Below are 19614 nucleotides of genomic sequence, written 5' to 3' on the forward strand. Positions count from 1 at the left end.
TATGAAATAACTCAGATGCGCTAAAGTGATTACAGTTCAATAAAACGTATCCCTACTTACTAGAGGAAAAGATCATGGCTAAAGTGACCAGCCCTACTACTACGTTTAATAACGAGTATTTTTCATTCATTGTTTCTGAGTCATGGAAACACATCGGTGCTGACCAAACTCACGCTGATATCCTTGCTCACAACCTATTGGTTGGTGGCCTACAAGGTAAACTTCACCAAGGTCTTGGCGTTATCGAAGCAGTAACGATTCCATACGAAGCAGGCATCCTAGATCCTACATCGACGCCAGAGCTAGAGTCTGAAGGTGATACTTGGGCAGTATACAACGGTAAGAAATCTTCTGGTCACTACGTTTGTACGCTAATGGCTCAAACGGCTATCGAGAAAGCACGCAAACACGGTATCTCAATCGTATTTGGTTACGACCACTGTGACGGCGGTAACTTCTCTAACTACACACAGATGGCAATGAAAGAAGGCATGTTTGCGATGTCTTCAAACAACTCTGTACCTCTTAATGCACCATTCGGTGGTATGGATCCAGCAATGTCTTGCCCTCCGTTCGATGCAGCTCTAGTTGGTGGTGAAGAACTACCTCTAGTCACATCTATCATGATCGGTGAAGGCTACGACTCTCACATCTGTGACGCTATCGTAAACGACCGCGACCTACACGTTGCAGCGCTTGTTGACCAAGACACTGGTGAGCTAACAGCTGACGCTCGTAAGTGGGGCTCACTAATCGAAGGTTACGGCCGTGTAGCTGACTGTAAAGCACCATGGACATTCCTAACACCACGCCTTTACTCTCTAAACATCTGGAATGAAGTAATGACGGCAATCATCAACCCGAAAGGTAAGATTGCTCCTGAGCTTCCAGCAGTGCCAAGTGACTTCTTTACGATGGAAGATGCGCCATGTCCAGTAGGCGGTTCTTACATTCTAGTCATCGACCCAAGCCACTTTGGCCCAATCGAAGAAGTGAAACGTAAGAGCGACATGTTCGTGAAAGCGATTAAAGAAAACCGTCCTCGTGCCGGCTTCAACGAAGTTTACATTCCAGATGAATGGGGCTTAAAAGCACTCTCTACGGCAACCGATGAGCACCAAGTTATGGACGCTCACTGGGTTGGTTTCAAAGACTTCCTAAAACGCTCTGGCACTTCTATCGAAGAGTTGAACGCGAAATGGGAAGCGAAAGTTGGCGCTGAACGTGCAGCTGAGACTATCCGCAAATAATTTTAAAATCAGACGCACTTGATTTTATGCCCAGTCTCCCTCGGACTGGGCTTTTTTCGTTTCTAGCTTGAATTGTGAAGGCGAAACCTGATGATAAGCTTTGAACGCGCGAATAAACGGTGGTGCCGAGTGATAGTCGAGGAGGTTGGCAATATCGGATAACGATAATGAAGTCTTCAGTAAATACTCATTGGCCATTTGCATTCGAACGTCGAGCACGAGTTGTTTGTAAGTTTTACCTTCATCATGAAGTCGTCGTCGTAAGGTTCTTGCGGTGAAGCCTAAATCTTCAGCCATTTGTTCCATGGTGGGTACTCCGGAAGAGAGAAGAGCGTACAGGCGCATTCTTATCTGATCGCAACTGGTGCTGGCTCGTGATTGCTGGTTCATCTCCGCACTGTGCTTCGCTGCGATATTGGCGACTAAGGATTCATTCGCAGAGATGGGCATATCGATCCACTCAATGGGGAGCCTAATTTGATTACTCGCTGCGTTGAAGGTCGGCATGATACCTAAATACTGGTGATAGAGGTGTTTATAACTTGGCGCGGCATAACTAAGGGAAATTGAGACTTTATCTTTATCAAATTGCTCTCCCAAGAGCTTTTTTATTCCAAGGTAGTAATGACCAATACTGTCTTCGATAGTGTAGGGCTGCGGCGTCCAAAATGCGGAACGATCTTCGGCAGTGATATAGGCATATTCTCGGTCGTAGGCAATACGAATATCCACGTAGTCACTGGTCATCCAGGGTATATGAATGATCGTTTCTAATAGCTGCTTAAGTGTCTTACAGCCTAGCATGGCAAAGCCCAAAGCTCCGGTGTCTTCAATGGTAAGCCTACTTGCGATGCGTAATCCGATACCATCGATGTTCAACTGTTCCATGGACAATTTCATTAACGTCAGCACTTGTTGAGTCGTCATCAATTCATAATGACCATAGCTAATACGTCTGATTTTAGCGCGGCGAAGAAACGGATCGATAGCCAGTGGCTGTTTCGCCAAATCTCTGAGTAATGATTCCCAGTGGCCAACAATGGCTTGCAAAAACTGCTGCTGATGTAGTGAGCTCATGTTGTTGTCCTGAAATGTAATCTCATTGGCCGGAAATGTAATTATAGTAAGCGAGGTGAGTGGATACAATATAGACATCGCTGAAAAGCAGAAAAAACAATGAGGACAACAATATGTTCAAGCCAAAACGTGTAGAAATTTCAAAAGAGAAACTCGAACTTTACCAAGATATTTATTGGAATAAGTCGGATGCAGACTTTTATATCAATGAAGACATCGCTCCAATGCAGCAGCGTATGGCGGAACAAGGTGTAGAAGCATTCAGTTTACTGGGTAAAGAGCATGTTGGTGCATTTGGCGCACCTTATGTGAACAGCTTTGAAAACGCGGACATTGTTATGTATGGCTTGACCATGGATAAGTGTTCACCAAATGCTGGTGGTCATAAATTTGGTCCTGGTGCGATTCGTGATGCCTCTAAAACTGGTATGGGCCTTATTCACCAAGATGGCACGATGCCATTTGAACTATGTAACATCATCGATTACGGAAACTGGGATGGCCTTGGTCAGTTCAACTTAGATGAAGAAATGCGCAATGCGCAGAAAGTGGTTGATGACATGGTGATCAACCACGGCTGTACTCCATTCTTCTTTGGTGGCGACCATACTGTTGCTTACCCGGGGCCTGCGGCACTGGCGAAAGTGCACGGTCCGGTTTCACTTATTCATATTGATGGTCACTTTGACCTACTCACACGTGCTGACTTTGATTACGAGTCATATTCAGGTAACTGGTATTGCCGCCTAGCATCAGAAGGTGCTATCGACCCAACGACCAGTGTCAGCATGGGTATGCGCGGTCGCTGGTGTGCATCTCAACAAGGCAAAGCGAAGGCGATTGGCGGTAACTTCTACTTGGCTGATGAAATTTACGATTTAGGCGTGGATTACATCGTAGAACAGATCCTTGAGAAACAAGGTGACGGTCGTCCGGTGTACCTAACCTTTGACTTAGATGGCCTAGATCTTCTTGATCACAGTGCAAACTCAAGCCCAGATCCATTTGGTGTTTCTGCTCGCATGTATTACGACATCTTCCGTAAACTTCGCGCGACTAAGCGTATTAATTTAGTGGGTGCTGATATTGCCGAGTTTGCGCCTCAGAAAAACTCTGACGAGAAAGATGCGCTGCTTACTGCTGCATTTGGTTGGGAGCTTCTAGTATGGCTAGCTGAATGTCGCCACATCCGCGAAGGTAAGAAAAACCCAACAGAATGGCCAATGAGCTTCGGTCGTAACATCGAGTTCTAATAGCATTTCTTGCGCTTAACGCGACGGTAGGAATGATAATAAAAAATGCCCACTCAATTGAGTGGGCATTTTGTGTTTCTAAAGCGGATTATTTGCTGAAGTTCATCGCCATTGCCGCTGCAATATTACGAGAGGTCATTTCAACGTTGAATGCCGCTTCTTTCAAGGCGGTTGGCAGGTCAGTCGCACCTAGTACTACGCTGTACGCTGCATCAATACCGTGTTCGTGAACCACTGCGCAGTCTTTTGCTGTGCTACCTGCAATGGCTATCACAGGAATGTCGTATTGCTTCGCAGTACGTGCCACACCGATAGGCGTCTTACCATGAATGGTTTGGCTGTCAATTCGGCCTTCACCGGTAATCACAAGGTCTGCATCTTTTACCACTTCGCTTAGGTTCACCGCATCCATCACAATTTGGATACCTGGACGTAGTGATGCATCAAACAAACCAAGTAGCGCTGCTCCGAGGCCACCAGCAGCACCGGCGCCTGCGGTATCAATGACATCACGACCGTTAGTAGCTTTGATGACATTGGCATAATGCGCAAGGTTGCTATCGAGAGTTGCCACGATCTCTGGTGTTGCGCCTTTTTGTGGGCCAAACACGTGCGAGGCGCCTTTAGGACCACACAGAGGATTATCAACGTCGCACGCGACTTCCAAGTGGATGTCTTTCAGGCGAGCATCAAGGCCTGATAGGTCAATGCTGGCTAGCTTATCGAGTTCTCCACCACCAAAGCCAAGTTCATTACCTTGTTGGTCCAGCAATTTAGCACCAAGAGCCTGCGCCATACCTATACCACCGTCATTGGTAGCGCTGCCGCCAATACCAACAATAATGTGCTTCACACCGCGCTCTAGCGCCGCTTTGATTAATTCGCCAGTTCCATAAGTTGTGGTAACAAGCGGGTTGCGTAGTTCAGGTTCAACCAGATGTAGGCCTGACGCCGCAGCCATTTCAATAATAGCTGTTGAACCGTCCCCCATAAGGCCGTAGAAGCCTTCAACTTGCTGACCTAAGGGGCCAGTAATTTGGCAAGTAACAATCGAGCCTTCAGTAGCATCAACCAATGATTGAACCGTACCTTCACCACCATCCGCCATTGGAAGTTTGACGTATTCAGCATCGGCAAAGATTTTCTTAAAACCGGTTTCGATCGCTTCGGCAACTTCCATGGCCGTTAAGCTTTCTTTGTATGAATCTGGAGCAATAATAATTTTCATAATAGGACCTTATACAAATAGACCGAACACACCAAAGATCATTACAGAGACAAAGGCGATCACTAGACCAACCGCAGACTCGTAAGGAATGAGTTTGAGACGCTCGCGAATATCCATATGCACAGCGCCACCAGTGGCGTGGAAGAAACTACCGTGTGGCATGTGATCCAATACGGTAGCACCTGAGTGAATCATGGCTGCACCGGCTAATGCTGGAACGCCAAGCTCAAGAATTGTGGAACTAAACACACTAGACGCAACGGCGGTACCGGCTGTAGTAGAAGCGGTAGCAAGCGCCATCATTGCACCTGAAATTGGTGCCAATAGATAAGAAGGAAGGCCTGATGCAGTTAGGGAATCGATAAGCACATCTTTCAGACCAGAGTTAGCAATAATGCCAGCTAAGGTACCGGTACCTAATAACATAACTGCGACAGGTGCCATACGTGATAGACCGGAAACGGCAAAGTGGTTAGTGTCAGCAAAACGACCCATGACGACGGCACCAAGTAAACCACCTAATGGAAGCGCGATAAGTGGGTCTACGTTAATACCAGCAATTGGGCGAAGAGAAAGTAGAGCGATCGCTACAAGTGGAGCAACAATCGATGCGCCAAATGACGGTAGTCTAGAGTGATCAACAGCAACCACTTCGCTTTCTGCTACTTTAGAGCCTTTGTTGACGAGCTTTTTCGCGAGGAAGTAAGCGAAGATCATGCCGCAAAGTCCTGGAATCACACCTGCAGCCATCACCGAAGTTAGTGGAACGTTGAAAGCGTCAGCTGCTGCAATTGAGTTTGGGTTAGGTGACATGACGTTACCGGCTTTACCGCCGCCAACCATAGCAAGCAAAATTGCTGTTTTAGAGATGTCCGCGCGGCGAGCAATGGCAAGAGCAATTGGAGAAACGGTAATAACTGCAACATCGACGAATACGCCAACGGCAGTCAGAATCATGGTGGCGATAGCCAGAGCAAGAAGGGCGCGAGTCTCACCGACTTTCTTAACGATGGTCTCTGCGATAGAGGTTGCCGCCCCTGATTCAATTAGAACGCCAGCAAGAACACCAGCAGCAAGAATACGCAATACAGCAGTAACAATGCCTTGTGCACCGCCAATCATTAGAGCAACCGTATCGGTTAATGACACGCCACCTACAACACCGCCGATCAGGGCACCGATGATCATGCCATAAGCTGGTGGAACTTTTTTGAGAATAAGGGCAATGGCAACAACAAGAGCTGCGAGTGCGCCTAAGGTAGAGACTTCAATCATGGTTTAGTTTTCCGCTAATTTAATAATTTTTTTATTGGGTGTTTGCACCCTTTATGAGCGGAAGATTAGCTATTCAGGAGAGGATTTTCTTTATGCGAACTGACGAATTTATCATTGTGGTTAATAGTTAATTTGTGCAAATGCACAAATTAACGTAATATTTACAAACATTTTAACGCAAGATAGAGCTGGATTTTGTCATCTAACTTATTGATATCTAAATTTGTTTCTTGTTGTATTTTGTCTAGGCGGTATCGCAAAGTGTTACGATGAATATGGAGGGATTCACAAGTTTGAGCCAGATCGCAATTTTGAGCAAAAAAGGTGCTCAGGGTTTTCAATAGGACCTGTTTGCTGTCGGCTGCCATTAATTTCTCGATGGGCGCTTTAAGCTGAGTAGCTCGCCATGGGTCTTGTTTGATACTGCTGACCAGTACCGAAAGTTTGCGATCTTGATAGAACATGACAGCATCATCATTACTGGTACTACTTTCTATCGTTGCTTTGGCCGTTTCATATGAGCGCGCAAGGCCGATTAGCCCCGAAAAATAATCACCAATCGCCATTTGAATCGAAAAGTCACACTCATTGTCGATGCGTTTTACCAGTTTAGCGACTCGCTTCTGCTCTTCTTTACGATTCCAAGTGTGATTAACAATAGTCACGGGCTTAAGAACCACGATCTCATTCATAGAAACTGAAGCAATACCGACTATATTGTCGCGCTCCGGGTGTTCCAATAGATGAACCAGTTTTTGTAAGTGTTCTAGTGTGACTGGTTCGCCTGCGCGTGGAATTACTTTAATAACAGTGGCGACTCTTGGCTGGGAAAGATCGAGGTCCAGCCTTTGAGCAATGGAGAGCAACTGGCCATCATTCAAGCTCGAGCCTTCGATAAGTTGTAGCAGCAGCTCTTCCCTATGACGTTTATTCCATTGGACCTGAGACATTAATGCCGCTTGTTCGACGATCAGCTCAGCCGTCATTTTAACCAGTTCACCGTAGCTTCTTACCTCTTCCGGTGTCCCAGAAATACCCACTACGCCAATAACATGTTCGCTGTAAATAATAGGGAGGTTAATACCAGTTTTTACGCCAGAAAGAGTGGAGGCAACAGAGTCATTGATCTCAATCGTGCGGTTATCACGAATGGCCAACAGTGCACCTTCGTGTGTTTGATGCAGTCGACTAGGATCGCTTGAGCCAATGATCACGCCATTTTCATCCATAACGTTAATGGAGTAGGCAATGATCTTTTTTGCACGATCAACAATTTGCTTAGCAATGAGAGAGTTAAGTTGCATTGTATTGGCTCTTCTAAGGAATTGTTGTTGAGTATACCTGATTGCTAGTGATTCTGAGGTATAATCGGCGCGAGTTTACAGAGAGAAAAAGTGATGGAATTCGAGTTTATTAAAAACAGTTTCACTGGTGAATATCTGGTGAAGTGCGAAATGGGTCAAGAAGTGATCGCTAGATTACTTCAAGAAGAAGTTAGTACCGACGACCGCACCATCATGGAAATAAAAGCACTGCTATCGAAAGCGTCACAATTTTCTGGTAATGAACACAAGTGGCAGGGCAAAGAGATTTCTTTGAGTATTCTCGAGTCTGAAGTCCATGTGTATGAAAATACGTTAGCTTTTGAGACGTTAACAGAGTCCGAAGAAGAGTTTTCACTGTATGAAAGTGAAAGCTACAGTGAGTGCGGTTTGGAGGATTTCTTGTCTGTTATCGAGCAGTGGGAGCGCTTTATACATAATCGCTAAGTGGATAATACGGTTATTTTGCACATTCTTAGTGCTAATAACATTTAACGCATTATTTTTGTGAATACCTTGCACCAATAAAGTGCAAGGTATTTTCATTTTTATAACATATAAAACTCGAATCCTTATATTTCAATGGGTTAAAAAGTTGGCACGCACCTTGATTGCTGTTCTAAGCAACAGGGATAAAAAGGCGAAGGGGATGCCATGAAACTTATTAACGCAATCATTAAACCATTCAAGCTGGATGATGTAAGAGAAGCACTTGCAGATGTAGGCATTGAAGGGATGACAGTTTCTGAGGTCAAAGGATTTGGTCGTCAGAAAGGTCACACAGAATTATATCGCGGTGCAGAGTATCAAGTGGATTTTCTACCGAAAGTGAAGCTGGAAATTGCAACGCACGCAGACAACGTAGACCGAGTTATAGAAGCTATCACTAATGCGGCTCAAACCGGCAAGATTGGCGACGGAAAAATATTTGTGTACGACCTGGCCCAAGCAGTACGTATTCGTACGGGCGAAATGGATGCTGAAGCACTTTAAGGGATTGGAGAACATATTATGGAATTAGCAACAACAGTCAGCGAACTGCGTTATGCGCTAGACACTTTTTACTTTCTTATTTCAGGCGCGCTCGTAATGTGGATGGCGGCAGGCTTTGCCATGTTAGAGGCTGGCCTAGTTCGCTCAAAAAACACCACTGAAATTTTAACCAAAAACTTTTGTTTGTACGCTATCGCATGTACTTGTTATCTCATTGTGGGTTACAACATTATGTATGTGGATAATGGCGAAGGCGGCTGGCTACCATCGTTTGGTGCGCTAATCGGCACTCAAGGTGAAGGTGCAGACCACTCTCTAGAGTCGGACTTCTTCTTCCAAGTTGTTTTCGTAGCAACAGCAATGTCAGTGGTATCCGGTGCGGTTGCTGAGCGTATGAAGCTTTGGTCTTTCCTTATCTTCTCTGTCGTACTAACGGCATTTATTTATCCTATGGAAGGTTATTGGACTTGGGGTGGTGGTTTCCTATCAGAAGCAGGCTTTAGTGACTTTGCTGGCTCAGGTATCGTTCATATGGCGGGTGCAGCGGCTGCATTAGCTGGTGTTCTGTTGCTAGGTGCTCGTAAAGGCAAGTACGGCAAGAATGGTGAAATCTACCCAATTCCAGGTTCAAACATGCCTTTAGCGACTCTAGGTACGTTTATCCTATGGTTAGGCTGGTTCGGTTTTAACGGCGGCTCTCAATTAATGGTTTCAGATTTTGAGAACGCGACAGCGGTAGGTCAAATCTTCCTTAACACTAACGCAGCAGCAGCAGCGGGTGCTATTGCAGCAATGCTAGTGTGTAAAACAACGTGGGGTAAAGCTGACTTAACTATGATTCTCAATGGTGCGTTAGCGGGTCTTGTTGCTATCACTGCTGATCCTCTATCTCCTTCACCTGTGTACTCAGTAGCTATTGGTGCAGTAGGCGGTGCGCTAGTCGTATTCAGCATCATTGGCCTAGACAAGCTTAAGATTGATGATCCGGTTGGTGCTATCTCTGTTCACGGTGTGTGTGGTTTCTTCGGCCTAATGGTAGTGCCACTAAGTAACGGCGATGCAACGTTTGGTGCTCAGCTTTTAGGTGCAGCAGTTATCTTCGGTTGGGTATTCGCGGCAAGTCTTGCAGTCTGGGCAGTGCTGAAAGCGACAATCGGTATTCGTGTAACAGAAGAAGAAGAATTAGAGGGTATGGACATGCACGATTGTGGTGTGGGTGCTTATCCGGAATTCGTAAGTGTTAAGTAATATCTTGTTACAAGTTTAATCAAAACCTGCCTTTTATGGCAGGTTTTTTTATATCAGATCATTGTTTTCAGAATTAATATGAATATAATAACGCAACTGATAAACGTTCTCATTATGAATTAAAGGAACTAAAACGATGAAAAAACTGCTAACTCTTTCAGCAATTGCAGCTAGCTTTGCAGCACCAGCGATGGCCGCTGAAGAAGTCAACGTTTACTCTTACCGCCAACCTTTCCTTGTTGAGCCTATGTTTAACGAGTTCACTAAAGAAACGGGCATTAAAGTAAACGTAAAGTTTGCTAAGAAAGGTCTGGCAGAAAAACTTCAGCAAGAGGGCGAATACAGCCCGGCTGACGTAGTGTTAACAACAGATATTAGCCGTCTAGCGGAATTGACTGACAAGGATGTAGTTCAAGCGGTAGATAGTGACGTAATCAACGCTAACGTTCCTGCTCAATATCGCGATAAAGAGAATGAGTGGTTTGCATTAACACTGCGTACTCGTAACGTATACTCTTCTCGTGACCGCGTAGGCAAACTAGGTAATGATTTTGATTATATCGACCTAGCAAACGCTGAGTACAAAGGCAAAATCTGTACTCGTAGCGGTAAGCACCCTTACAACGTATCTCTTGTGTCTTCTATGATTGCTCACCACGGTGAAGCGGAGACAAAAGAGTGGCTAGAAGGCGTAAAAGCTAACCTAGCCCGCAAACCACAAGGCAATGACCGCGCTCAAGTGAAAGCGATCAGCGAAGGCCTGTGTGACGTATCTCTAGGTAACAGCTACTACCTAGGTAAGATGGTTAATGACAAAGAGCAAAAAGCTTGGGCTGATGCGGTATACATTAACTTCCCGAACCAAAACACAACGGGTACTCACGTAAATATCAGTGGTATGGCGATGGCGAAATACTCGCCAAACAAAGACAACGCATTGAAGCTAATGGAGTTCTTAACAGGCGACAAAGCTCAGCAAATGTATGCAGAAGTTAACTATGAGTACCCGGTAAAAGAAGGCGTTAAGCGCTCTGAGCTTGTGGCATCATGGGGTGATTTCAAAGCCGATAAAATCTCGCTTGATGAGATTGCTGAATATCACAGTGCTGCAATCAAATTGTTAGACGAAGTTAAGTTCGACCTATAATCGATAGAAAGGGGGTATAATACCCCCTTTGTTATTCTGGTTAAGAACTTCCGACTTCGTGTCGCCTGCTGTATGTTTAGGCAATGAAAGAAAAAAATGATGTTTGGAAAACCAGTAGTGGAGTACTTACTCTGCTACTGGTTTTGCCTATTTTAGCGATCTTCTATACTGCACTTGGTGAATCAAGTGATCTCTTCTCGCACCTTCTTGCGACGGTGATGCCCACCTACATCTTAAATACGGTCAAATTGGTCACTGGTGTCTTGGTTCTCTCTTTGTTTCTGGGGGTTCCTAGTGCATGGTTGATGGCTATGTGCAAACTGCCAAGTGAAAAAGTGTTGCAGTGGGCCTTGGTGCTACCACTAGCCATGCCAGGGTATATCATTGGCTATATTTTTACCGACTGGTTTGACTTTGCTGGTCCCATCCAAATTTGGTTACGAGATGTATTTAGCTGGCAAGCAGGGGACTACTGGTTTCCTGATATTCGCACCGTTGGAGGTGCTACAGTTGTCTTGTCGCTAGTGCTGTACCCTTATGTCTATCTGCTGTGCCGTGCGGCATTTATGGAGCAGAACGTCTCACTGTTGCAATCGGCACGTTTGTTAAAGTGTTCTCCGTTGGCAAGCTTTTGGCGCATTTCATTACCACTCGCTAGACCATCTATCGCCGTTGGTTTGTCATTGGTGGCGATGGAGACCATAGGCGATTTTGGTACCGTGAGCTATTTTGCCGTGAGTACTTTAACCACGGCGGTCTACGACACTTGGTTGGGGTATTCTAATTTAAGTGCTGCTGCGAAGATCTCGGCCATGATGATGGTGGTGATCGTGTTGTTACTCGGCGCCGAGCGCTATAGTCGACGTAAGCAAAAGCTATTTCAAAGCCAATACAACAGTCACGAAGACTTTCGCTATGAGCTATCGGGCTGGAAAAAATGGTTAGCGCTGTTCTGGTGTTGGGGCCTAGTGTCGATTGCATTTATCTTGCCGCTTGGTCAGTTGATGATTTACGCCTACAAGTATTTTGCACAAAGCTGGACCGAAGAATTTCAGACCTATGCTATGAATAGCCTCAAAGTGTCATTGATGGCAGCGATTATTGGTGTCTTTGTTGCTATCGTCGTGAACTTCTATCGTAGGCTTGCACCAAATAGAAAAAGTGTGGTCTTTATGCGCGCTTCTTCGCTTGGCTATGCCGTACCGGGAACCGTCTTGGCAATTGGGGTTATGGTCACCGTGTTATTTATGGATCACAGCGTCAACGATTTTGCTAAATGGATGGATTGGCAACGCCCTGGATTGATTTTCTCTGGTTCCATGTTTGCACTTGTTTTTGCAATGGTGGTGCGCTTTTCTGCCGTTGCTATCGGTAGTATTGAAACCAGTTTAAGTAAGGTATCGCCGTCTCTTGATATGGCTTCACGCACTATGGGATGTAAGAAGAACCAAATGCTGCTTCGAGTGCATTTACCGCTTATTAAACGGGGCGTGTTGATCGCTGGTTTATTGGTGTTTATCGAATCCATGAAAGAACTTAATGCAGCCCTGTTATTGCGTCCTTTCAATTTCGAGACTCTGGCTACTTACGTGTACAACTTTGCTTCTGACGAGCACTTAGAACTTGCCGCGATGCCAGCGGTATTGTTAGTGTTGGTCGGCCTACTACCTCTTATTATTGTTAACCGTTCACTGGAGCAAAACCACTAATGACTACGGCTTTGTCTATCAAAAACCTATCTTGCCAATATGATGGTCAGACGATTTTAGAGTCCTTATCGCTTCAGGTTGAACAAGGTGAAATTGTTTGCTTGTTGGGCGCGAGTGGTTGCGGAAAGACCACGCTACTCAAAGCGGTGGCAGGCTTATTGCCTCTTTCTCAAGGTGTGATGACGCTTGGTGAGCGCATGATCGACAATGGTGAGACATGGCTAGCGCCAGAGCAGCGTAATATCGGTATGATCTTTCAAGATTATGCGCTATTTCCTCACTTAACCGTAGCTCAAAATGTAGCGTTTGGTCTAAAGGGAATGGCTAAGCAAGAACAAGACGCGATTGTCGAGGAGATGCTGAGTTTGGTCCATTTGGATCAGTTTAGCGATCGTTATCCTCATCAGCTATCGGGCGGACAACAGCAGCGTGTCGCCATTGCTCGTAGTTTAGCTTATAAACCCGATCTACTTCTGCTTGATGAACCATTTTCTAATATCGATACACAAGTACGACATGAGCTGATTCGAGAGATCCGCAAGATTTTCAAAAAGCAGGGTGTAACAGCCATCTTTGTGACTCACAGTCGAGAAGAAGCGTTTGCGTTTGCCGATAAAATGGCGGTGATGAACCAAGGTGTGATTGAGCAGTACGGTACAGCATCAGAGCTGTATTTCTGTCCATCGAGCAAGTTCGTTGCTGACTTTTTAGGTGGCGGAAGCTATCTAGCCGCAACGTACTTGTCAGGCTCTACATTTAATACGGCCATTGGTCAGATAGAAGCATCGTCATGCACCTTGATTGATCAGGGAGCAAAATGCCAGTTGCTTGTTCGACCGCAGCACGTTCAGTTAAGGGCCTCAGATAGCAGCTCGATCGCTATTCTTGAGCAGCACTTCATGGGTGATCATTGTCGCTATGTGGTAGAAATTGAGGGTACTAAGGTATTGGGTACTTCGATGGAAGCCTTGGATGTCGGCCAGAACGTGGCTGTGAGCGTAGAGTCACAAGGTATTGTGGCTTTCGCCTAATTACTCAAGTGTAGTTCATTTGCTCTGCTCAAATACGCACGAAAGGTCACTCTCTTGCAATAAAGTGGCATCCCCAATGACTAGGTACAAAAAAGCCCGGCGACAGTCACCGGGCAAAATGTTCTTCACCTATAGGGAGCTTCTCACTATTTACTTGGATTGAAAGGTGACTCAACCCAATATACGGTAAGAAGACGCGGACGCAGAGACTATAAAGACAAGAAGTCTTTCATCTGCTGAAGAACATATTCTGCTTGCGATTTATCTTCCATCTCACAAAAAATACGCAATAGTGGCTCGGTACCAGAAAAGCGAGCAATGACCCAACCACCGTTTTTGAAGTAAACTTTTGCTCCATCGGAGTAGCTGACTTTCTCTACCTCATAATCGAACTCAGGCAGAGACTTTTCGACATAAATCTTATGGTAAAGGCTGTCCTTTTGAGCCGGCTTGAAGGTGCAATCACCTTCTGCCGTGTAGGCATAACCGTATTTGCTATAGATCTCATAAAGTAGTTCAGAGAGCTTTTTGTTGGTGACACTAAGCATCTCCACCAATAAGCTAGAAGCAAACACGCCATCCTTACCTTTGATATGGCCACGAATGGTTAAACCGCCGGAGCTTTCACCGCCGATTAATGAGTCGTCTGCCTCCATTTGGGCACTGATGTGCTTAAAGCCTACGGGAACCTCAAAGCTCTTTTCACCATAACTCTGTGCGATTTTATCGAGTAAGTGGGTTGTGGCGATGTTACGCACTACTGAGCCTTTCCAACCTTTGTATTCAAGAAGGTAGTAATAAAGCAGCATTAAGACTTCATTAGGGTGAATAAAATTACCTTCTTCATCAATAATCCCTAAGCGATCAGCGTCGCCATCAGTACCAATACCAATATCGTACCCTTCTGCTGCCACCAAGTGTTTCAGGCGATATAGGGTTGCAGCACTAGGGGATGGCATAAGCCCACCGAAATCAGGGTTCTTCCCATCGTTAATCACATCGACATCACAGCGACCGTTAATCAGTACAGTTTGTAGTGCATTTTTGGCTACGCCAAACATAGGGTCGATCAACACGCGTAGATTAGCTTTTTTAATGGATTCAATATCAATAAGCTCAATGATTGAATCGACAAACTCGTTCATTGGGTTTATTTCGATGATCTGTTGTTTGTCCACGGCGTGCTCGAAGTCGATAGATTTGACCTCCGTAGTAGTTAAGGTCGCGATTTGAGACTCTATCTTTTCAGTAATCACTTCATCGGCATCGCGACCACCTTCAATAAATACTTTAATGCCGTTGTAATCAGCAGGGTTGTGAGATGCGGTGATGCAAGCCGAGTAAGCGCAGTTCATGCTCTTGGCTTTAAACATAACGATAGGCGTTGGCACAAACTTATTGATAAAGTGCACTGGGATTTGGTTCGCGGCTAGCACTTCGGCAAACCAGCGGCCCGCTTTGTCCGATAAAAAACGTCGGTCATAGCCGATGATAAATCCTCGTTCTGCGACGTTTTCATCATTGATGATGTTAGCCAGCGCTTGCGCTACCAGTTTGACGTTATCACGAGTGAACTCTTCACCAATAAAAGCGCGCCACCCGCCTGTTCCAAATTTGATCATACATTGCTCCTTGAGAAGAGCCCCGCAGGGCTCATTATTATGGTCAACTCAGGCTTTTGATTAGCCGAGAACAACGTTGACTTGGTTAACGCTACCCGCAGGTTGTGCAGGAATAGCACCTTCAATATCGCCACCGTTTAAGGTGATACTTGTGACGCCTTTGCTGACATGGTTGGGGTTGGTAACTTTGATATGGTAAGTTGCGCCTTGCCATTCTCGAGTGACATCAAACTCAGGCCAGCTTGTTGGAATGCATGGGTCAACGATAAGGCCGTCAAAGCTTAAGCGAACCCCAAGGATGTAATTAGTCGCGGCAAAGTAAGCCCATCCTGAGGTACCGGTTAACCATGGATGATTGGCGCGGCCATGATCCTGATGGTCACGTCCCATAATAAACTGCACATAGGAGTACGGTTCGGTAACTCGAGTTTCAATCATGTCATTCTGGTTATACGGATTTAGAGCGTCATAGAACTTCATCGCTTGATCACCGCGTCCTAACTTAGCTTCGGCGACCCAAGCCCATGGATTAGGGTGAGAGAATATTGCCCCGTTCTCTTTTACTCCTTGGTAAACCCGAGTAACGAAGCCAATATCGTCGTTCGGAGTGGCGAAAGATGGTGCGTTGAGATGTAAGCCATAATCGGAGTAGAGATATTCATCGACCGCGTCCATGGCTTTCTTACCACGTTCTTCGGAGACAGCACCCGAAACTACCGCCCAAGTGTTTGATTCTAAATGAACCTTGCCTTCGGTCTGTTCGTTGGTTCCGACTTTATCGCCATTTTTGGTAATACCACGGATGTACCAACCACCATCCTCATCCCAAAGGTGAGTCTCGCAGGCATCTTGAACTTTTTTCGCCATCTGCCCATAGTGCGCCACATCGTCAAGTTGCCCCAATTTACGAGCTAAGTCGACAAACTCTTGCAGCGCCCAGTAGTGAAGGAATGCCACCATGGAGGATTCTCCTCCGCCTAAGTTGAGGCAGTCGTTCCAATCGGCACGCAGACCTTTTGCAATACCAGTAGCACCAACATGTTTGTCTGTGAAATCAAGCGCTGCCTTCATATGCTTATACACAGTGGCATCACCACCATCTGCGTAAGGTATGACGTCATTGAAGAAGTCCATTTCACCAGTTTCCATCACATAGCGGCAGATAGTTGGCACTAACCATAGGTGGTCATCAGAACAGGTATCTGCGATACCGTGGATCTTATCTTCATCACTAGGTGTTGGTACTACCGTCGGTGATTTAGAAGGTTTAACGTCCGCTTTTTCTGGATCGAACCAATCAGGATCGAACAGGTGCAAGCCATAGCCAGCCTTAACTTGGCCACGAAGCAGATCGACAATGCGTTTTTTAGTCATTTCAGGAGCAGAGTGAGGGACGGCCATAGCGTCTTGGGCTGTATCTCGGTACCCCAAGCCAGTGCGACCTCCCACCTCGATAAATGAAGCAAAGCGAGACCAAACCACACAGGTTTCAGCTTGGTACAGAGTCCAAGTATTCAACATGGTATCTAAGCCTTCATTCGGAGAGCTGACTTGGAATTTCGCGCAGCGTGTCTCCCAGTGAGCCTTGATGGCCTCAAAGGCACTATCCACTTCAGATAGGTTTTGATATTTATCGCGAAGTCTGGCCCCGTTGCCCTTGCCAATACCTAGAATGTAAGCGAAACGAACCTCTTCTCCTGGCTGAATAGTGAATTGTTTATGCAGGGAACCGCAATGGTTATAACAGGTTTGCGTTTGATTCGAACAACGTCCCTGTTCAACGGCAATAGGGTTCGATTCATCTCGGTAAGCACCAAGGAAATTATCTCTTTGACCATCGTAGCTATCGGGTTCAAAGGTTGATGCTAGATAGTAGAAGCCTTCAAAATCGTTGGTGTTGTAGAACAAGTCATACTCAATCACACCATCGTTATAATCGGTGCCTGCTGAGTAAAGTGACATCTGGTGGTTTTGGTTATCAGAGGCGATATGACTGAATGAGAACTCAACAAAAGAAAAGGCACTGATAGTGCGAGGCTTATTACTGGTATTACGAATGACAACATCCCAAATCTCAGCATCTTCACCCTTAGGAACAAACAAGGTTTTGGTTGCCTCTATTCCCGCATAGTCACATTTAAATTTCGAGTAAGAAAGACCGTGACGAACCTCATATTGAGCCTCGTCGAGACTCTTTGCTACAGGCTGCCAAGAGATAGACCAGTAGTCTCCGGTTTCATCATCGCGTAGGTACACATAGTGCCCTGGGCGGTCAAAGCTGGCATTGGGTCTGAATTTGGTGACTCGATTGTATTCCGGTGAGTTGTAGAACGAGTAGCCACCGGCATTATGAGAAATCACAGTACAGAATTTTTCAGTACCAAGGTAATTGGTCCATGGCGCAGGAGCATCGGGACGAGTGATGACGTATTCACGATTCTCGTTGTCAAAATAGCCGTATTGCATGTCTATATCCTTATGGGGAAATTAAATTTTATCGTTGTTATTGTTGTTCGTCTGGAGATACGCGTTTTCAGTTTCCTCGATCTGAGTCCAAGGATCGCGATATTGAACACCTTGGCGTTGCAACAAGCTAAGGTGGGCTTTCAGTCTTGCTAAAAATGCGCTGTAGTTTTTTCGATTCTCTGGACACCAAGCGGTCTCTGCTAGAGCGAGTAGTCGGGGGAATATCATGTAATCTAGGCGTTGCTGGTGGCTGACTATTTCAGTCCACAGCGCAGCTTGCATGCCTAGTATCCGTTTTTTGATTGGGTCATCGGAGCTCAGCTCAGAGAGAGGTTCATATAGGTAAGCTTGTTCCAGTGTGATGACGTTTGCCCAATCAACACCAGGCTCTGTTGGGCAGTGATCTTGTGCCATATCCAGATAGGTGGTTTGACCCGGCTGCAGTACGACGTCATAGCCGAGTTTGGCGCAGTTAATAGCAGCTTCTTCGCTTAGCCACGAGTATATGACTGTGTCTTTGCTAACTTTGTGTCCAAAGTGTGCTTCTTCCCAGCCCAGCATGCGTTTACCCAGAGACTTCAGTTTGTCTTCAGCGTAACGAAGTAAATGACCCTGCAGCTCTTTAGAGCTACTGTAGCCGTGAGTCTCCATTAAAGCTTGGCAACTTGGGCTTTTCTCCCAAACACCCACAGGTACTTCATCTGCACCAATATGAACGTAAGGAGCAGGGAACAGCTCGCTAATCTCTTCCAAGACGATATCAAGGAAGCGATATGTGCCATCGATACCTGGCGACAACGTATTGTCGTTGTAATGTTGGACACTGCGGTAGACAGAACGGTCATCAGGATCAACCAGCATATTTGGCAATGACTTGATGGCGGCACGGCAGTGACCTGGAATATCGATTTCGGGAATCACTTGGATGCCGCGTTGTGCTGCAAATGCGACGACGTCCTTAATCTCTTCTTGGCTATAAAATCCGCCATAACGCTGATTGATATGATGGAACTGAGCATCAAGGGTTTCATTTGGGCCTCGCCAAGCGCCAATCTCAGTAAGCTCAGGTAGCGCTTTTATTTCAACACGCCACCCTTCATCATCCGTTAAATGCCAATGGAAGGTATTCAATTTATAATGAGCAAACAGGTTGATAAGGCGTTTGATCTCTTCAACCGGTTGGAAGCTACGCGCACTGTCTATCATCATTCCACGATAAGCAAAACGAGGTTTATCATGTATTTGGCAGAAAGGAATGTAGAGAGTATGGCGCGCCACATCAAAATCCATCAATTGAATTAAGGTCGCTGCACCATAAATAAAGCCAGACTGACTGGTTGATTCAATGACCACACCGTTATCATTTACGATCAGCTTATATTCTTCAGGATCCAGTACTGGTGAATGCCTAAAATGAATATCTTGCTGACCAATAGACTTGGATTCGATACTGAACAAGCGAGTTACTTCTTCGGCTAACCAATTGGCAGCAGATTGAAACTCACCATTGTCGACGGTTATCTGACTATAACGAGTTAGCTCATAGACACCACTATTAAAGTTAGCTGACATCGGCTCTGGAATAAGCTTATGTCTTGCTGCTTTGACGCTAGGTACTTCAGTTGGTTGGTCGATCGCTTCTTTCAACACAATAGGTGACACAGATACCGTGCACTGCGTACCGGAATCTGTGGTTAGGTACGCTTCTTTTATACCATCAGAGAGCAATTTGAATGGTGATGTAGAAATAGCAAACTCTACGTAGCAGTGGTTGTTGGCATAAAGTGGTGTGTTGTTTATCGATAAAGAGCATAGGCTGCCTACTTGCTTCAGCGTTCCATGAGATAAACTGGTTTTCTCAATATGCCTGTCGAAAGCAAAATTGAGTTGCCAATTAGCCACGCTTTTTTCAGAGAGATTGTGCAGTGTAAGCCCAAAACGGCTGCCTTTGGGTAAGATTTCAATCACTGCTAATTCGATACGAAAGTCCATA

Annotated in this window: 15 protein-coding genes; 8 read left to right on the top strand and 7 right to left on the bottom strand. The window is 45.6% G+C overall.

Translation table 11 applies throughout. The features are described from left to right. The first annotated feature begins 74 nt into the window (after positions 1–74). On the top strand, positions 75–1250 hold the full coding sequence (locus tag HOP38_RS01510) for an Ldh family oxidoreductase (RefSeq protein WP_006075619.1): 1176 nt from the start codon (positions 75–77) through the stop codon (positions 1248–1250). Between the two features lie 24 nt (positions 1251–1274). Here the strand turns inward: HOP38_RS01510 and HOP38_RS01515 are convergent, their stop codons facing one another. Further along, complete coding sequence (locus tag HOP38_RS01515) at positions 1275–2327, bottom strand: AraC family transcriptional regulator (RefSeq protein WP_006075618.1); 1053 nt, start codon at positions 2325–2327, stop codon at positions 1275–1277. A 113-nt stretch (positions 2328–2440) separates the two neighbouring features. On the opposite strand from HOP38_RS01515, the gene HOP38_RS01520 reads away from it, so the two are divergent. Then, a complete protein-coding gene (locus HOP38_RS01520) occupies positions 2441–3580 on the top strand; it encodes an arginase family protein (RefSeq protein ID WP_006075617.1) in 1140 nt (379 codons plus the stop codon). Between the two features lie 88 nt (positions 3581–3668). On the opposite strand, the gene HOP38_RS01525 is transcribed toward HOP38_RS01520, so the two are convergent. From HOP38_RS01525 to HOP38_RS01535, 3 genes are all read right to left on the bottom strand, one after another. Next, on the bottom strand, positions 3669–4808 hold the full coding sequence (locus tag HOP38_RS01525) for a glycerate kinase (protein ID WP_198557285.1): 1140 nt from the start codon (positions 4806–4808) through the stop codon (positions 3669–3671). Positions 4809–4817: 9 nt separating this feature from the next. Beyond that, positions 4818–6083, bottom strand: coding sequence for a GntP family permease (locus tag HOP38_RS01530; RefSeq protein ID WP_031495021.1), 1266 nt, complete (start codon positions 6081–6083; stop codon positions 4818–4820). A gap of 161 nt (positions 6084–6244) precedes the next feature. After that, positions 6245–7387 carry a sugar diacid recognition domain-containing protein gene (locus HOP38_RS01535; RefSeq protein ID WP_198557286.1) on the bottom strand — a complete coding sequence of 381 codons (1143 nt, stop codon included), beginning with the start codon at positions 7385–7387 and terminating at the stop codon, positions 6245–6247. A 93-nt stretch (positions 7388–7480) separates the two neighbouring features. Between HOP38_RS01535 and HOP38_RS01540 the strand changes: the two genes are divergently transcribed. The 6 genes from HOP38_RS01540 to HOP38_RS01565 all read left to right on the top strand — a co-directional run bounded on the left by HOP38_RS01540 (position 7481) and on the right by HOP38_RS01565 (position 13533). Beyond that, entirely contained in the window at positions 7481–7852 is a 372-nt protein-coding gene (locus HOP38_RS01540; protein ID WP_031494037.1) for a YacL family protein, read from the top strand. Positions 7853–8059: 207 nt separating this feature from the next. Beyond that, positions 8060–8398: a P-II family nitrogen regulator gene (locus tag HOP38_RS01545; protein ID WP_038229080.1), complete on the top strand. Its 339-nt coding sequence runs from the start codon at positions 8060–8062 to the stop codon at positions 8396–8398. Positions 8399–8416: 18 nt separating this feature from the next. Next, positions 8417–9646 carry an ammonium transporter gene (locus HOP38_RS01550; protein WP_038229081.1) on the top strand — a complete coding sequence of 410 codons (1230 nt, stop codon included), beginning with the start codon at positions 8417–8419 and terminating at the stop codon, positions 9644–9646. Between the two features lie 136 nt (positions 9647–9782). After that, complete coding sequence (locus HOP38_RS01555) at positions 9783–10793, top strand: Fe(3+) ABC transporter substrate-binding protein (protein ID WP_038229082.1); 1011 nt, start codon at positions 9783–9785, stop codon at positions 10791–10793. An 83-nt stretch (positions 10794–10876) separates the two neighbouring features. After that, positions 10877–12502, top strand: coding sequence for an ABC transporter permease (locus tag HOP38_RS01560; protein ID WP_198557287.1), 1626 nt, complete (start codon positions 10877–10879; stop codon positions 12500–12502). Further along, a complete protein-coding gene (locus HOP38_RS01565) occupies positions 12502–13533 on the top strand; it encodes an ABC transporter ATP-binding protein (protein WP_198557288.1) in 1032 nt (343 codons plus the stop codon). Before HOP38_RS01560 ends, HOP38_RS01565 begins: the two co-directional genes overlap by 1 nt. A gap of 209 nt (positions 13534–13742) precedes the next feature. On the opposite strand, the gene HOP38_RS01570 is transcribed toward HOP38_RS01565, so the two are convergent. Genes HOP38_RS01570 through HOP38_RS01580 form a run of 3 tightly spaced genes read right to left on the bottom strand, consistent with a single transcriptional unit; the run spans position 13743 to position 19613 of the window. Further along, positions 13743–15155: a phosphoglucomutase/phosphomannomutase family protein gene (locus HOP38_RS01570; RefSeq protein WP_198557289.1), complete on the bottom strand. Its 1413-nt coding sequence runs from the start codon at positions 15153–15155 to the stop codon at positions 13743–13745. 60 nt (positions 15156–15215) lie between these two features. Then, complete coding sequence (locus HOP38_RS01575) at positions 15216–17621, bottom strand: glycoside hydrolase family 94 protein (protein WP_198557290.1); 2406 nt, start codon at positions 17619–17621, stop codon at positions 15216–15218. Between the two features lie 21 nt (positions 17622–17642). Continuing rightward, positions 17643–19613, bottom strand: a complete 1971-nt coding sequence (locus tag HOP38_RS01580) for a beta-N-acetylhexosaminidase (RefSeq protein WP_198557291.1) — start codon at positions 19611–19613, stop codon at positions 17643–17645. Position 19614 lies beyond the last annotated feature (1 nt).

It is taken from the genome of Vibrio mediterranei (assembly GCF_013364395.1).
Lineage (GTDB): Bacteria > Pseudomonadota > Gammaproteobacteria > Enterobacterales > Vibrionaceae > Vibrio > Vibrio mediterranei.

Excerpts from the sequence above, each read along its gene's own strand:
- HOP38_RS01510 (WP_006075619.1), top strand. The coding sequence starts at position 75 with ATGGCTAAAGTGACCAGCCCTACTACTACGTTTAATAACGAGTATTTT.
- HOP38_RS01515 (WP_006075618.1), bottom strand. The coding sequence starts at position 2,327 with ATGAGCTCACTACATCAGCAGCAGTTTTTGCAAGCCATTGTTGGCCAC.
- HOP38_RS01520 (WP_006075617.1), top strand. The coding sequence starts at position 2,441 with ATGTTCAAGCCAAAACGTGTAGAAATTTCAAAAGAGAAACTCGAACTT.
- HOP38_RS01525 (WP_198557285.1), bottom strand. The coding sequence starts at position 4,808 with ATGAAAATTATTATTGCTCCAGATTCATACAAAGAAAGCTTAACGGCC.
- HOP38_RS01530 (WP_031495021.1), bottom strand. The coding sequence starts at position 6,083 with ATGATTGAAGTCTCTACCTTAGGCGCACTCGCAGCTCTTGTTGTTGCC.
- HOP38_RS01535 (WP_198557286.1), bottom strand. The coding sequence starts at position 7,387 with ATGCAACTTAACTCTCTCATTGCTAAGCAAATTGTTGATCGTGCAAAA.
- HOP38_RS01540 (WP_031494037.1), top strand. The coding sequence starts at position 7,481 with ATGGAATTCGAGTTTATTAAAAACAGTTTCACTGGTGAATATCTGGTG.
- HOP38_RS01545 (WP_038229080.1), top strand. The coding sequence starts at position 8,060 with ATGAAACTTATTAACGCAATCATTAAACCATTCAAGCTGGATGATGTA.
- HOP38_RS01550 (WP_038229081.1), top strand. The coding sequence starts at position 8,417 with ATGGAATTAGCAACAACAGTCAGCGAACTGCGTTATGCGCTAGACACT.
- HOP38_RS01555 (WP_038229082.1), top strand. The coding sequence starts at position 9,783 with ATGAAAAAACTGCTAACTCTTTCAGCAATTGCAGCTAGCTTTGCAGCA.
- HOP38_RS01560 (WP_198557287.1), top strand. The coding sequence starts at position 10,877 with ATGAAAGAAAAAAATGATGTTTGGAAAACCAGTAGTGGAGTACTTACT.
- HOP38_RS01565 (WP_198557288.1), top strand. The coding sequence starts at position 12,502 with ATGACTACGGCTTTGTCTATCAAAAACCTATCTTGCCAATATGATGGT.
- HOP38_RS01570 (WP_198557289.1), bottom strand. The coding sequence starts at position 15,155 with ATGATCAAATTTGGAACAGGCGGGTGGCGCGCTTTTATTGGTGAAGAG.
- HOP38_RS01575 (WP_198557290.1), bottom strand. The coding sequence starts at position 17,621 with ATGCAATACGGCTATTTTGACAACGAGAATCGTGAATACGTCATCACT.
- HOP38_RS01580 (WP_198557291.1), bottom strand. The coding sequence starts at position 19,613 with ATGGACTTTCGTATCGAATTAGCAGTGATTGAAATCTTACCCAAAGGC.